This window comes from Cupriavidus plantarum (genome assembly GCF_905397285.1).
Taxonomy (GTDB): domain Bacteria; phylum Pseudomonadota; class Gammaproteobacteria; order Burkholderiales; family Burkholderiaceae; genus Cupriavidus; species Cupriavidus plantarum.
The window spans coordinates 302,333-315,667 of record NZ_CAJPUX010000004.1 but is presented as its reverse complement, the minus strand read 5'-3'; the positions used below and the strand labels follow the sequence as shown (position 1 = coordinate 315,667).

11 protein-coding genes are annotated in these 13,335 nt (G+C 66.4%); 3 read left to right on the top strand and 8 right to left on the bottom strand.

Annotation, left to right across the window (positions count from 1 at the left end):
• Positions 1-56: 56 nt before the first annotated feature.
• The 6 genes from KHP16_RS19045 to KHP16_RS19020 form a co-directional block, all read right to left on the bottom strand.
• Positions 57-701: a carboxymuconolactone decarboxylase family protein gene (locus tag KHP16_RS19045; RefSeq protein ID WP_244214888.1), complete on the bottom strand. Its 645-nt coding sequence runs from the start codon at positions 699-701 to the stop codon at positions 57-59.
• Positions 702-996: 295 nt separating this feature from the next.
• A complete protein-coding gene (locus tag KHP16_RS19040) occupies positions 997-2,163 on the bottom strand; it encodes an ABC transporter permease (RefSeq protein WP_211960905.1) in 1,167 nt (388 codons plus the stop codon).
• 16 nt (positions 2,164-2,179) lie between these two features.
• Positions 2,180-3,334, bottom strand: coding sequence for an ABC transporter permease (locus KHP16_RS19035; protein WP_109585429.1), 1,155 nt, complete (start codon positions 3,332-3,334; stop codon positions 2,180-2,182).
• Between the two features lie 7 nt (positions 3,335-3,341).
• Positions 3,342-4,046 carry an ABC transporter ATP-binding protein gene (locus KHP16_RS19030; RefSeq protein WP_109585430.1) on the bottom strand — a complete coding sequence of 235 codons (705 nt, stop codon included), beginning with the start codon at positions 4,044-4,046 and terminating at the stop codon, positions 3,342-3,344.
• Entirely contained in the window at positions 4,043-5,254 is a 1,212-nt protein-coding gene (locus KHP16_RS19025) for an efflux RND transporter periplasmic adaptor subunit (RefSeq protein ID WP_211960904.1), read from the bottom strand. Before KHP16_RS19025 ends, KHP16_RS19030 begins: the two co-directional genes overlap by 4 nt.
• Before the next feature lie 107 nt (positions 5,255-5,361).
• Positions 5,362-7,797, bottom strand: a complete 2,436-nt coding sequence (locus tag KHP16_RS19020) for a hypothetical protein (protein WP_211960903.1) — start codon at positions 7,795-7,797, stop codon at positions 5,362-5,364.
• Positions 7,798-8,020: 223 nt separating this feature from the next.
• Here KHP16_RS19020 and KHP16_RS19015 point away from each other — a divergent pair, with 223 nt between their 5' ends.
• Positions 8,021-8,431 (top strand): RidA family protein, encoded by a 411-nt coding sequence (locus tag KHP16_RS19015; RefSeq protein WP_208648310.1) that lies wholly within the window; start codon positions 8,021-8,023, stop codon positions 8,429-8,431.
• A gap of 46 nt (positions 8,432-8,477) precedes the next feature.
• Here KHP16_RS19015 and maiA read toward each other — a convergent pair whose 3' ends face one another.
• Both maiA and KHP16_RS19005 read right to left on the bottom strand, forming a co-directional pair.
• Positions 8,478-9,128, bottom strand: coding sequence for a maleylacetoacetate isomerase (maiA, locus tag KHP16_RS19010; protein ID WP_109585471.1), 651 nt, complete (start codon positions 9,126-9,128; stop codon positions 8,478-8,480).
• A 32-nt stretch (positions 9,129-9,160) separates the two neighbouring features.
• A complete protein-coding gene (locus tag KHP16_RS19005; RefSeq protein ID WP_211960902.1) occupies positions 9,161-10,987 on the bottom strand; it encodes a redoxin domain-containing protein in 1,827 nt (608 codons plus the stop codon).
• Between the two features lie 214 nt (positions 10,988-11,201).
• Between KHP16_RS19005 and KHP16_RS19000 the strand changes: the two genes are divergently transcribed.
• A complete protein-coding gene (locus KHP16_RS19000; protein ID WP_109585434.1) occupies positions 11,202-11,945 on the top strand; it encodes a response regulator in 744 nt (247 codons plus the stop codon).
• Positions 11,942-13,231, top strand: coding sequence for an ATP-binding protein (locus tag KHP16_RS18995; RefSeq protein ID WP_211960901.1), 1,290 nt, complete (start codon positions 11,942-11,944; stop codon positions 13,229-13,231). Before KHP16_RS19000 ends, KHP16_RS18995 begins: the two co-directional genes overlap by 4 nt.
• The last annotated feature ends 104 nt before the right edge of the window (positions 13,232-13,335 follow it).

Sequence of the window (13,335 nt, the reverse complement as noted above, 5' to 3'; positions counted from 1 at the left end):
TCCGCGTTGAAGTGGCGGGGGCCCCGCGGCAGCGGGGCCTCGGCTTCTCTCGCTGATTATCTCGGCAGGGTTGGAATCTGCTGCGGCGCGCCGCCCGGTAACGGCGTCTGCGCCACGTTGAGCACGGCGGCGAGCATGCTGTAGTAACCGTTGATCGCAATCAGGTCGATGACGCCTCGCTCGCCGAAGCGATCCTTCACTCGCGCATACGTCGGATCGCTGACGCTGCGGTTCCGCAGCAGCTCGTCGATGAAGTCGTAGACCATCTCCTCGTCCGGGCTCATGCCCGTGGGCCGCCGTCCCTCGGCAATGGCCTGCGTTACCGCCGGCGCGACGCCCGCCTTCACGGCCAGCTTCTGGTGGGCCAGCCACTCGTACTGATTGCTCCAGTCACGTGCGGTCAGCAGGATCACGAACTCGCTGAGACGCGCATCGAGTGCACTCTCATAGCGAAGGTAGGATCCCATCCGCTGAAGCCGGTTCAGCAACTCGGGACTGCGCAGCAACGGCACCCACGGCCCCGCGCCAATATTCCGCGGCGCACCGCCAGCGGGCGTGCCTTCCGACAGCAGTTCGATCGATTTCTTCTGCGCATCGGACAGTTTGTCCGCCGGAATCGGTGGCATCCGGTCGTCGGCGGCCGAGGCATTGCCAACCAGCGCCGCCAGCGAGGCGGCCATGAGAGCGTGCTTGAATGTCATTGTCATCCTGTGTCGTTGTCGTGGTTTTTCCGCATCATCCGCTCGGGTGATGACCGGCGCAACGATTTTCCTGCAGCATTCGACAAACGCCGAGGCGGAAAGCCCGCGTTGAACGGGGAGCATCAAGGCCGAAGGGCGCGGCGAAAGGTCGCCGCGCCCATGAAGCCTCCGTCCGGTGTCACGACACCGGGCAGTCTTCCACCGGAGCAACCGGTTGCGAGGCATCTACAGTCGGTAGCGGGACGACGATATAACGTGACACACGGATCCGGCGTGATCTCGGAGAGTTACGACTTCAGCGGGCGCGCAGGGCGTCCACGATGTTCATGCGGGCGGCGCGCAGGGCGGGTAGGAGGCCGCCGATCAGGCCCATGGCCATCGAGAAGATCAGCGTGCGGATGACGACCGACGGGGTCAGCAGGAAGCGGAACGACAGGTCGGCGAAGGTCTGGAAGTTGGTGGTCGAGAACGAGGCGAACTGCATCAGCGCGGCCCCCATCAGCCCCGCGATGCCGCCAACGAGGCCGAGGAGAATGGCTTCGAGCAGGAAAGCGACCAGCACGTTGGCGCGCTTGAAGCCAAGGGCCCGCAGCGTGCCGATCTCCGCCACCCGGTTGGCCACCGATGCGTACATCGTAATCATCGCGCCGATCATCGCGGCGATCGAGAAGATCGTGGTGAGCGTCACCCCCAGGATATTGATGAACGTGGACAGCGCCCGCGACTGGTCGCTGTAGAACGTCTGCTCGCGCTTGGCTTCGTTGGCTAGCCGCGGATCGACGTCGACGTCCTTGCGAAACGTCTCGAACTGGTCGCTGCGCGCCAGCCGCACGATCATCGCGGAGTAGTTCGTGCGCCGGAACGACTGCATGAGCTGATCGACGTCGCCCCAGATCTCGGAATCGAACCCGCTGCCGCCGGCATCGAAATGGCCGACCACGGTCCAGTCCCGCTGGGCGAAATGCAGATGTTCGCCGATCTGCATGCCGCTGAAGCCCTTCGCGATGCCGCTGCCGACGACGATCTCGGACGAGCCCGGCCGGAACATCCTGCCCGCCACGAGCCGGATCTGCGGACGGAGTTCGAGGCCCCGCGGCGACACTCCGCGAATCACCACGTTCGACGCCTTGTCGGAGCCGATCTTGTTCAGCGAGATCAGCACGATCGCTTCCTTCGACGACATCGGCCGACCGTCACCGCCAAGCGCGACCGCGGGGTGCATCTCCATGATGCTCGCCTGATCGCGGTAGATCGCGCTCTGGATCTCGGTCTCCGCGCCCTTGCGAATCACGACGACGTTGTCGGGCTCGCCCGTGGTCACGAGCGTCTGCTTGAGGCCGGCATCGAGCATCAGCATCGTGGCGTAGACGAACACCACGAGCGCGAGCCCGCCCGCCGTCAGCGCGGTAGTGAGCCTGCGCGCCCAGAGGTTGCGCGCGATATAGGAAAGGAGAATCGCCATGGCCGTCGCTTCCGCCTCAGCCGATGGCCCGCAGGCCTTCGACGATCCGCACGCGCGCCGCCTGAATCGCGGGCACGATACCGGCGACGACGCCCACCACGAGCGCGCACAGCGCCTGCATCTGCATCGTCTCGCGCGACACATTGAAAACGGGCAGCACGCCGCCCACGGCCTGCTTGAACGCGGCCGCCAATGGCGGGGTCGCGAGCATCCCGATGGCGCCGCCGACCAGACCCATGAGGATCGACTCGCCGAACACGATCAGCGCTAGGAAGCCCGGACCGAAACCCAAAGCCTTGAGCGTGGCGTACTCCACCGTGCGCTCACGCGCGCTCATCGCCATCGCATTGGCCATGACCGCCATGATGATGACGATGACCACATAGGAGACGAGCCGGATGGCCGCGATGATCTGGTTGGACATCGCGACGAAGCCCAGCTGGAAGGCCTGTTCGGTCTCGGTCAGCGTCTCGGCGAGCGAGTTGCGGAACACCGCATCCACATTGCGCGAGATCCCCGCCGCGTTGTCGGGATCGGACACCCCGAGTACGAACACGCCGACCTGATCGACCTGCCGCGAGCCGCGCTTGCGCACGGTCTCGTTGAGATAGTCCCAATGGAACAGCATCGTGCGCGTGATCGTACTGGCATCGCGCCCATCGAAAATGCCCCGCACGATAAACTCCCACGTGCCGGGATAAATCGTGCCCTTGATCGGGATCACATCGCCGACCTTGAAGCCGAACTGGTCCGCGAGCTGGCGCCCCACGAGTGCACCCTTGCGATCGCGGTTGTAGTCCGTGCGCTGCGCATCCGGCAGGATGAACTCGGGATAAAGATCGAGGTAGTTGTCCGAGACCGCGAACTGCGCGAAGAAGTTCTTCGGCTCGCGGTACGTCCCGCCAAACCAGCTCGATCGCGCGATCAGCGTCACGCCGTCCACGCCGCGGATGCGGTTCTCGTAGCTGAGGGGCAGCGGGAACACCAGCGATATCGCATTGCGCGTGATCAGCCGCGCATTGGAAGCGGCCGATGCCCCCGCGTACCACGCGTCCACGACCGTCTGCAGCAGCCCGAACGCCAGCACCGCGATGACCAGCCCGAGCAGCGTCAGCGACGTGCGCAGCTTGTGGCGCAGCAGGTTGCGGGAGATCAGCTTGAGTACGTACATAAGCGGCTCAGCCGAGCTCACCCCGGCTCAGTTCACCTTTTTCCAGATGCACCAGGGACTTCGCCGCATTGGCCGCGTGCGCATCGTGCGTGACCATGATGATGGTCTTGCCGAGTTCGCCATTGAGGCGCTGCATCATGGCGAGGATCTCGGTGGCGGACGTGCGGTCGAGATCGCCGGTCGGCTCATCGGCGACGATCAGCATCGGATCGGTGATCAGCGCGCGCGCGATCGCCACACGCTGCTGCTGGCCGCCCGACAGTTCGGACGGATAGTGGTCCATGCGGTCCGCGAGATTCACCATGCTCAGCACCATCTCCACGCGTTCCCGGCGCTCCGCGCGCGTCAGCCGCGTCATCATCAGCGGCAGCTCGACGTTTTCGAACGCATTGAGCACGGGCATCAGGTTGTAGAACTGGAAGATGAAGCCGACATGGCCGGCGCGCCATTCGGCGAGCGATGCCTCCGGCAGCTGCGAGATATCGAGGCCGGCTACCAGCAGCTCGCCGCTGTCGGGGCGATCGATGCCCGCGATCAGATTCAGCAGCGTGCTCTTGCCCGATCCCGACGGTCCCATCAGCGAGATGAAATCGCCCTCCGCGATCTCCAGCGTGATATCGGTCAACACCGGCACCGTCTGCGCGCCGCGCCGGTACGATTTGGCGACGTGGCGGATATCGACGAGCGGGGTGGCCGCGCCGGGTGTGCTCATGACGTCTTCCTGGCGACGCTGACCTTCGCGCCGTCGTTGAGCTTGTCGCCGGGCGCCAGCACCACGACGTCGCCCGCCTTGACGCCCTGCACGGACACCAGGTCGCCCACCTTCGGGCCGGCGGTGACCGGCACTTCGGCCACCCTGCCGTCACGCACCACGAACACGACCTGCTTGCCGTCGCGCGTAACCACGGCCGCGGGCTGCACCGCAGTCACGGGTTTGCGGTCCTCGGCGGGCGCGGCCTTGGAAAGGAACGCGATCTTGGCGCTCATGTCGGGCAGCACACGGGCATCGCGATCGACGAACCGCACCTTGACCAGCACGGTGGCCTTCGACCTGTCCACGGTCGGCACGATGCGCGACACCTGTCCCGCGAAGCGGGTATCGGGCAGCGCATCGAGCAGCAACTCGCACGGCTGGTTCAGCGTGATCCGGGCGATGTTTGACTCGGCGACGTCCGCCTCGACCTCGAGCGTATCCATATCCGCGAGGGTCACCACCGCGCCCTTGGTATCGGACGCCTGCGAGAACGGCGTGATGTTGTCGCCGACGTTGGCCTGCTTGGTCAGCACCACGCCGTCGAACGGCGCGCGGATCACGGTCTGGTCGACGGCCACCTGCGCGGCGCGTGCATTGGCCTCGGCGGAGGCAATCGATGCCGCCGCGCTGCTGACGGAGGCCTTGGCCTTGTTGTATCGCGCGAGATCGGAATCGTACTGCGCCTGAGGGATCGCCTTGGGCTCGAGCAGCGTCTGGGACCGGCGCAGGCTGATCTCCGCATCGCGTAGTTCCGCCTGCTGCAGTTCGAGGTTGGCGCGAGAGACCTTCACCTGGGCGGCGGCCTGCGCGAGCGAGGCCTCCACGTCGCGGCTCTCCAGCCGCGCGATGATCTCGTCCCGCTTGACGCGCGAGCCTTCGAGCACGCCAAGCCATTCGAGACGACCCTGCGCCTTGGACGCGACCGCGGCCTTCCGCTGCGGCACAACGTAGCCGGTGGCATTGAGCAGCGTGTAGTTCTGGGTCGGATACGCGGTGGTGACGGTCGCCGTCTCAACGGCCTGCGGACCCGCCAGCCGCATGGCGATGCCCGCGAGCACGAGCAGCACCACGAGGATCGCGGCATAACGCCACCAGGGCCGGCGGCGCGGGACCGCGGCTGGCGCGCGCCGGTCGATTTTCAGTTTCGATAGATCTTGATCAGCCAATTTCCGGAACCTGTTGCCGTTGCGGGGCGCCGACGGGCGCGCGGCCACCCGGATGGGCGGCGCTCCGGAAGTATAGCGTCCGCCGCTCGGCGCTTCCGTTCCCCGCCCTAGAGTTCGTCGTCGAGCCGAAAGCCCGCCTTTGTCACTTTGGTGGCCGGTCCTGAGATCGCCTGCACACGGACTGCTGTCATGCCACGACTGGCGGCTTCCTGGAGGAAGGCGTTGAGCGCGGCCGCCCCGGCGCCGCGGATGGCCCCATCGCGGTTCGGGTCCAGTACGTTCTCCGGCGCGCTGACCAGCATCAGGACCTCGGCCTCGGTCGAGCCCGTCCCCGGAATATGGCCGTAGAGCACGGCCGCGGCCTGCCGGCGGAACAGCACGGTCACAAAGACGCTATCCGCATACGTGCGCGCGTGAGCGTGCCGCAATGCGTCGTCGATGCCCTGCGTCATCGAGTACCCGGTCGCCGCGAGGAAGTCGCGGCCCGCGTGAGGCAGGTCGGCGCGGCATGGGGGCCGTGTGGTCGGGGGCTCCGTCGGCTCCGGTAGGTCCGGCGTGCCGAGGGTGGGGATCGGCACGCCGGGGAGCAGCGCCTGCATGTATTGCTGCTGCCATCGATAAATCTGGACGGCAAGCGCCGCGATATCGTCCTCCTGCTCGCGCGTGGCGACGGTGACCACGAAGGGCTCGTGGAGCAATGATGACGAGACGCCGTTGCGAAGCTCTCGCGGTAGGACGGTGCGGTGGACGTAGTTGGAAAGATCATAGCGATACCAGCCGAGCGTGTGCGCACTCGCGCTGCTCATCTGGGCCGTCGGCGCCGAACCGTTGCATGCGGCGGCGCCCAGCGCGTCGCGGTCCGCCGCCAGCACTTCGAGGTCGGCGCGGCCGGCAATGGAGTAGGCCCGGATGATGTTGGCGTGATGAAAACCAAGCACCGCGTCGGCCAGGCGCGTGTCTTCGGCATCCGTTTGCTCTCGTACGGCGGCGACGAACGTTGCCTCGTCCGCGTCGGTGCCCGACTCGCGATGCAGGGGGGCATGTTCGAGGACGCGCCGGATCACGGCGCGGAATCTAGCGATATCCCAGCCCTGGGGGAACAGCGTCTGATAGAGCGTGATCACGGTCATCACGCGGTTGGCGCACACTTCCCAATTGCCGATGCCACGCGTGGGACGCGTGGGAAGCGTTGCGTCGGGCTTGCCGCTTGTCACGCCGCTGGGTAGCGCGATGACACGATCCAGCGGCACCCTGCATACGCGCGATGCGGCAGACATTGCCAGCGGATCTCGATCGTCGGGAAAGTATTGAACCAATACCGCCTCACCGTGCGAGGCGCGTGTCGCGACCCGATGCACTGGGGGATCGATCCCGGTCGCCGCGCCGCGCAATAGCACCTGCGTGCCGAAACCTGCCTTCGGTGCTTCTTGTGTCGATGCGGCGGCGACGACCGCCACGCGAGGATGGTCGAGCACCGGGGCGTCTTGTTGGCCCAGGTTGAGCAGCGTGATGACGTCGTCCGCCTGCGCCGGCCACGGTAGGGTCGCGATGGCGGTTGCATCGATGAAGCGGCGGTCGGCATCGCTGCGGACAAGCTGCACGTCGAATGATTCGCCCACGCGAAAGGCCATTGCGACGGACACGTACCGCACGTCGGGATGCTCCGGCAGGAGCATCGAGGCCGGGCCGCGCCCGCGAACATGCACCCACGTCGCGCCGCCGCTATGGAACACCGTGAGACGCTGGCCGTAGCGAATCGCCATCTGTGTGCCCGCACCGACCTCCACCGGCCACGTCAGTGTTGGCTGCGGGTCCGCACCGCGCTTCCAGTGTGCCCCGAACAGGGCGTGCAGATCATAGGCATCGCCGGCGGGAACTGGGCAGCGGCTCGCGCACAAGCGGGTACGCGCTACCTGCAGCGATCGGAAGGCATCGTTGGCGCCAATGCGATTGAGCGCGGACCAGTTGGCATCCGCGGTGAACGTGGTCATGGCCCCTGTACCGTGTCGCCCCAGAAAAGCACGCACGCTGAGGCCCGTCGGGACTTGAAGCGACGAAATCGATCGGTCGAGCGCGAGCAGTTCCCCCACGATACTCCCAGGCCGGTAGCAGCGGGTACGGCTCAGGAAATTGGCATCCTCGTAGAAGCACGCTGTGGGGATCAGTAATGCCGAGGCGATGGCTGCGCGCGGAATGCTTCGGGCGGCCAGGGCATCTGCCTTGCCCGACGACGGTCCCCGCCACACGCGGCCGGACAGCGCGGGCTTGTCCGAGAGGAACAGCACACCGGGCCCGGTGACACGCACTTCCTGAAGGATCGGCCGGTCAGGCCCGGAAAGTTCCAATATCGTATCGGGCCCGGTGCAGCGTGGTTTGGCTTCCATCTGCCCGCCCGAGCCCGAGAAGAACAGACACGCGCGAGGGGGCGTGCCGGCCTGTGCTGCCGACACGGTGCCGACCCAAATGACCAGCGCTGCGGCGACTACGGTCAAGCGCCGCGTCTGGCGGGCGTTGCGCGTTACGGATGCAGCGGTAGTTCGCAAGTTGCCTCTCCTGAGGTGGCCGTCGGTGCGACATGCACCGTGAGACCAAAGTAGGCGTGGAGAGCCATCTTGGGAATGGTCGCCTTACGAAATGCGAGCGAGCGGAGAACGGAAGATGACGGAAGACGGGAGCCGGTGCGGATTTGCTGCACAATGCGATGCATCGCATCGCCGATACCTGACGCCTGTCGCCCAACCCCGTCTTACAAGGAGAGCTTCAACGATGACCGCAGCCACCCCCGTCTTCCATATGCTGGCCGGCGCGCCGGACCCCGTGGCCCCGTTCAGCCATGCCGTGGAAGCCAACGGCTTCGTGTTCGTGACAGGGCAGATGCCGTTCCTTGGCACTGGCCTCGATTCGGGCTATCCGGAGGGCATCGAGGCGCAGACGCACCAGGTCATGAAGAACCTCACCACGGTGCTCGAAGGTTGCAAGCTCGGCCTCGAGCACGTGCTGCAGGTCCGTGTCTACCTGACCGACTTCGACCGGGACTACGACACGATGAACAAGACCTACGCGAGCTACTGGCCCGTCGGCCGCCGCCCCGCGCGCACGTGCATCGGCGTGACGGGACTGGCGAAGGGCGCGCTCATCGAGATCGACATGGTCGCGGTGCGGCCGGCCAGCGCCTGACGCCGGCCTGATCTCTGGATGGGGCGCGGCGCCTTCGCGTGGTGATCTATCTCCGCGGCGCGGGCGCGTTCTCCGCGAATGCCGGCACGGCGCGCAGGTTGTTCACCACCTCTGCGAGGTTGGGCCATAGCGCCAGCGGGAGTCCCGCGCGCTCGGCGTTGATGGCCTGCGGGAACAGGAACAGGTCGCCGACGGTGGGCGTGTCCCCCGCGACGTACTGGCATGATCGGCCCGATCGGCCCGATCGGCGTCCATTCAGCAACGATTCCACCGCGCCCAGGCCCTCGCGAATCCAGTGGCGGTTCCAGTCGCCGATGGCATTCGCATCCAGCCCCAGCGAACCCAGTTGCGCGGCCACGCGCGGCGGCACCAGCGCGTGGATCTCCGCGGCGATGGCCAGTGCCACCGTGCGCGTGAACGCGCGTGCTTCGAGGTCCGCGGGCAGCAGCGGCGGCTGCGGGAACCGCTCGTCAAGATACTCGACGATCGACAGCGACTGCGTGATCAACGTGCCGTTCTCGGTCAGCAGGGCCGGCACCAGACCCTGCGGGTTCAGCGCGAGGTAGTCGCGCTGGCGATTCTCGGCATCGGGCCCGAGGATGGACACGGACAGGATTTCGGGCGCGATGCCCTTGATCGCCAGCGCGATACGCACGCGCGACGACGCCGAGGAAATTTCGTTACTGTATAGCTTCATGGGACGCTCCATCATTGTCCTGGTATCGATGATCAACCAAACGTAAATACATATGCCTTGGCGCCCGGATCGAGGAATCGGATCTCGAACGTGCGCTCGCCGACGTCACCGGCCTGTCGCACCAGCTGGTACAGGCGCGTCGCGGTGACGGCGCCGTTGCCGGCGGCGTCGATATCGGCACCATGGCTGGCGCCAGGCGCCTTGCCATCGATGGTCACGATAAAACGCACGGCCTTGCCATCCGCCGCGGGTCCCAGCACGAGGTGGAGGTCGCGCGCGCGAAAGCGCATGACGACGCTTCCATCGGCGCGGTTCACGGTCGCGTTGTCGGCATTGACGGTCCAGTTGCCCTTCAGGCCCCAGTGATTGAGGCGCGGCGAGCCCACCTGGTAGTCGCGGGGCGCGTCGGGGAGCAGGCGTCCGCCGAAACCCGTGGCCTCGAAGTCCGTCGCCTGCTGGTAGCCGAGGTACGTCTCGCCCGAGCCGATGTTCCGCAGGTCCGGCGCGGCCTGCGCGCCCTTGGCATCCGGCGTGACCGTGTCCGTCGGCACGTTGCGATTGCCGGCTTCCTTGAGCAGCGCCTGGATGACCTGCTCCGAGCGGGCATAGTCGCCCTCGCCGAACTGGTGGTGGCGGATCTGGCCGTTGGCATCGACGAAGTACGCGGCGGGCCAGTAGTTGTTGTCGAACGCGCGCCAGATCTTGTAATCGCTATCGACGGCGACCGGGAACTGGATGCGGAAATCCGCGAGCGCGCGGCGAATGTTCTCGGACTTTTTCTCGAACGCGAACTCCGGCGTATGTACGGCCACGATCTGCAGGCCGGGATACTTCTCCGCCCACGCGCGCAGGTACGGCAGCGTGCGGATGCAGTTGATGCAGGAATACGTCCAGAAATAGACGAGCGTGGGCTTGCCGCGCAGCTGCTCGCGCGTGAGGGGCGGCGAGTTCAGCCATTCGACGGCGCCGTCGAGTGCGGGCATGCGCCCCTCGACCGGCAGGCCGCTGCGGTAGTTCGTCCGATCTGTCGGCCCATCGCTGATGCCGTCGCGCATGTCGTTCGCGGCGAGCAGTACGCCCGGCCCGTCGGTATTGCCGACGTTGTTGCTGGCCTCCAGCTGGTTACGCGAACGCAGCGCATCGATCAATGCCTGCTCGATGCGGCTGGTCTTGTCGCCACCGAGCCGCGCGAGAAGACCCGTGTCCGCGCCAAAGCCGATGGCGACCACCCCGGCGAGCACGCCGACGCCGAGGCCGCGGCGCAGGCCTTGTGCCGCGCCGAGCGAACCCCGCATCGCCGCAAAGAGGCGGCCGCCCACACCTAGCGCAATGGCGAGCGACGTGGCAGCGCCTGCGGCATAGGCGACGAGCAGCAGCGTCGACTGCACGCTCGCGCCGCGGAGGGCCGCGCCGGTGAGCACGATGCCGAGGATAGGACCCGCGCACGGCGCCCAGAGCATGCCCGTGGCCACGCCGAGCAGCAGCGAGCCCCCGATCGCGCGCGCCGCCGAGGCCGGCGCGGCGTCTGCATGGCGCGCGGCCAGCCGATTGCCGAAGGCCACCAGCGGCGCGGTCAGCGTATCCGCGAGCCGGGGCAGAAGCAGCGACAGGCCGAACACGCCCAGCAGCACCAGCGCGGCGATTCGTCCAAATTCGTTGAAGTGGACGACCCAGCCGCCGGCGACCGAGGCCAGCGAAGCGACCGCCGCGAACGTCAGCGCCATGCCCGCGAGCATCGGCAGGGTGCTGGTGGCGAAGGGCCGGCCGGCGCGGGAGAACACGAACGGCAGCACCGGAAGGATGCAGGGGCTCAGGATCGTCAGCGCGCCGCCAACGAAGGCAAGTATCAGCAAGGTCATGATGGGGCCTCATAAGCTGGGTATGCCGGCATGAGACCGCGCGCGATTGTCCGCGATGTGTCGTCGCTGACCGCTTACGTAAGACACTGTGCGGAAAGCGCCGCCAGATACATTGCGATACACAACAATGAGGATACAAACGAATACAATGCTGCACATGCAGGCGGGACGTGCTTCCCTGACGTTCTTTTATTGATTCCGCAAGGCAGAAACTATGGACGCGCACATCGACCACATCCTGATCGTGGACGACGATCGGGAAATCCGCGAATTGGTCTCGACGTATCTCACCAAGAACGGACTGCGTGTCACCGTGGCGCCAGACGGCCGGCACATGCGGGCATTCCTCGACACGAACTCGGTGGACCTGATCGTGCTCGACGTGATGCTGCCCGGTGACGATGGGCTCGTGCTGTGCCGCGAACTCCGGGCCGGCAAGCACAAGACCACGCCGATCATGATGCTGACGGCGCGCGACGACGAGACCGACCGCATCATCGGCCTCGAAATGGGCGCGGACGACTACCTCGCCAAGCCCTTTGCCGCGCGAGAGCTCCTCGCGCGGATCAAGGCGGTGCTGCGCCGCACACGCATGCTGCCGCCGAACCTGCAAATCACCGAGGCGGGTCAGCTGCTTGCGTTCGGCGAGTGGGAGCTCGATACCACCGCCCGTCATCTCATCGACAAGGAAGGCACCATCGTCGCCCTGAGCGGCGGGGAATACAGGCTGCTGCGGGTGTTCGTCGATCATCCGCAGCGCGTGCTGAATCGCGACCAGTTGCTGAATCTCACGCAGGGCCGCGAAGCGGAACTCTTCGAACGGTCGGTCGACCTGCTCGTCAGCCGCCTCCGCCAGCGGCTCAACGACGACGCGCGCGAGCCGATGTACATCAAGACCGTCCGCAACGAGGGCTACGTGTTCTCGGTGCCCGTCGAGATCAAAGAAGCCCGTCAATGAGCCTCTGGCCCCGCTCGCTCGGCTCGCGGCTGTTCCTGATCCTGCTGGCCGGGCTTATCGTCGCGCACCTGATGTCGTTCACGGTGCTGTTCTCCGAGCGCTATATGTCCGCGCGGCAGGTCATGCTGGGGACGCTCGAGACCGATGTCGCCACCACGCTGGCCATGCTCGACCGCCTGCCCGCCGCCGAACGGCCGCAATGGCTGCCCCTCGTGAACCGCGGCAACTACCAGTACATGCTCGGTCCCGGCCTGCCTGGCGTGCCGGCCGAGGACCAGCGCAGCCTCGATATCGCCGCGCGCATCACCGAGGCCAGCGGCGGCCGGTTCCCGGTCAAGGTGGAGAAGATTCCCAACGACGGCAAGCGCCTGCAGGCGCATCTGACGCTGAGCGATGGCAGTCCGCTGACCATCGACGTGCATCCGCGCATGACGCCGGTCGCGGAGTGGCTGCCCTACGTGCTGATCGCGCAACTGGTGCTACTGATCCTGTGCTGCTGGTACGCGGTGCGGCAGTCCATTCGCCCGCTGGCCAGGCTGGCCAACGCGGCGGATACGCTCGATCCCAATGCCAAGGGGCCGCCGCTGGACGAGGACGGACCCACCGAGGTGGCCCATGCGGCCACAGCTTTTAACGCGATGCGCACACGCATTGCCCGTTTCGTCGAAGAGCGCGTGCAGATTCTCGCCGCAATCTCTCACGACTTGCAGACGCCGATCACGCGCATGAAGCTGCGCGCGGAAATGGCCGACGATTCGGTGGAGAAAACCAAGCTCGTGCACGACCTCGAAGAGATCGAACGCCTCGTGCAGGAAGGACTCGCGTATGCGCGCACCACGCAGGGCGATGGCGAGAAACCGTCGCGCATCGACATCGGCGCATTCGTCGAAAGCCTGACCTACGATTACCAGGACACCGGCAAGGATGTGAAGATCCTCGGCAATGTAGGCGGGGCCGTTGTCACGCGGCCGCACGCGCTGCGGCGCGTGATGACCAACCTGATCGACAACGCCATCAAGTTCGGCGGCGCGGCCGAGTTGCTGGTCGCGCGCGCCGGCGACGTCGTGACGATCTCGGTCATGGATCGCGGCAGCGGCATTCCCGAGGACAAGCTCGAAGCAGTGCTCCAGCCGTTCATGCGGCTCGAGAACTCGCGCAGCCGCGAGACGGGTGGCACGGGCCTCGGCCTGGCGATCGCGCATCAGCTGATGATCGCCATCGGCGGGTCGCTGAAGCTCCGCAATCGCGAGGGCGGCGGGCTCATTGCGGAGATCCGGCTGGCCTGACGTTAGCCTGAGGCGTGGCCTCATGCGCCACGCCGCCGGGCGCGGGATGTATCCCGCCTGTCTCACTGCCGCGCGAATTTGAAATGTTTCTTGTCGCGCGAACG

Coding starts and splice junctions, on each gene's coding strand:
- KHP16_RS19045 (WP_244214888.1), bottom strand. CDS start 701: ATGACATTCAAGCACGCTCTCATGGCCGCCTCGCTGGCGGCGCTGGTT.
- KHP16_RS19040 (WP_211960905.1), bottom strand. CDS start 2,163: ATGGCGATTCTCCTTTCCTATATCGCGCGCAACCTCTGGGCGCGCAGG.
- KHP16_RS19035 (WP_109585429.1), bottom strand. CDS start 3,334: ATGTACGTACTCAAGCTGATCTCCCGCAACCTGCTGCGCCACAAGCTG.
- KHP16_RS19030 (WP_109585430.1), bottom strand. CDS start 4,046: ATGAGCACACCCGGCGCGGCCACCCCGCTCGTCGATATCCGCCACGTC.
- KHP16_RS19015 (WP_208648310.1), top strand. CDS start 8,021: ATGACCGCAGCCACCCCCGTCTTCCATATGCTGGCCGGCGCGCCGGAC.
- maiA (WP_109585471.1), bottom strand. CDS start 9,128: ATGAAGCTATACAGTAACGAAATTTCCTCGGCGTCGTCGCGCGTGCGT.
- KHP16_RS19005 (WP_211960902.1), bottom strand. CDS start 10,987: ATGACCTTGCTGATACTTGCCTTCGTTGGCGGCGCGCTGACGATCCTG.
- KHP16_RS19000 (WP_109585434.1), top strand. CDS start 11,202: ATGGACGCGCACATCGACCACATCCTGATCGTGGACGACGATCGGGAA.
- KHP16_RS18995 (WP_211960901.1), top strand. CDS start 11,942: ATGAGCCTCTGGCCCCGCTCGCTCGGCTCGCGGCTGTTCCTGATCCTG.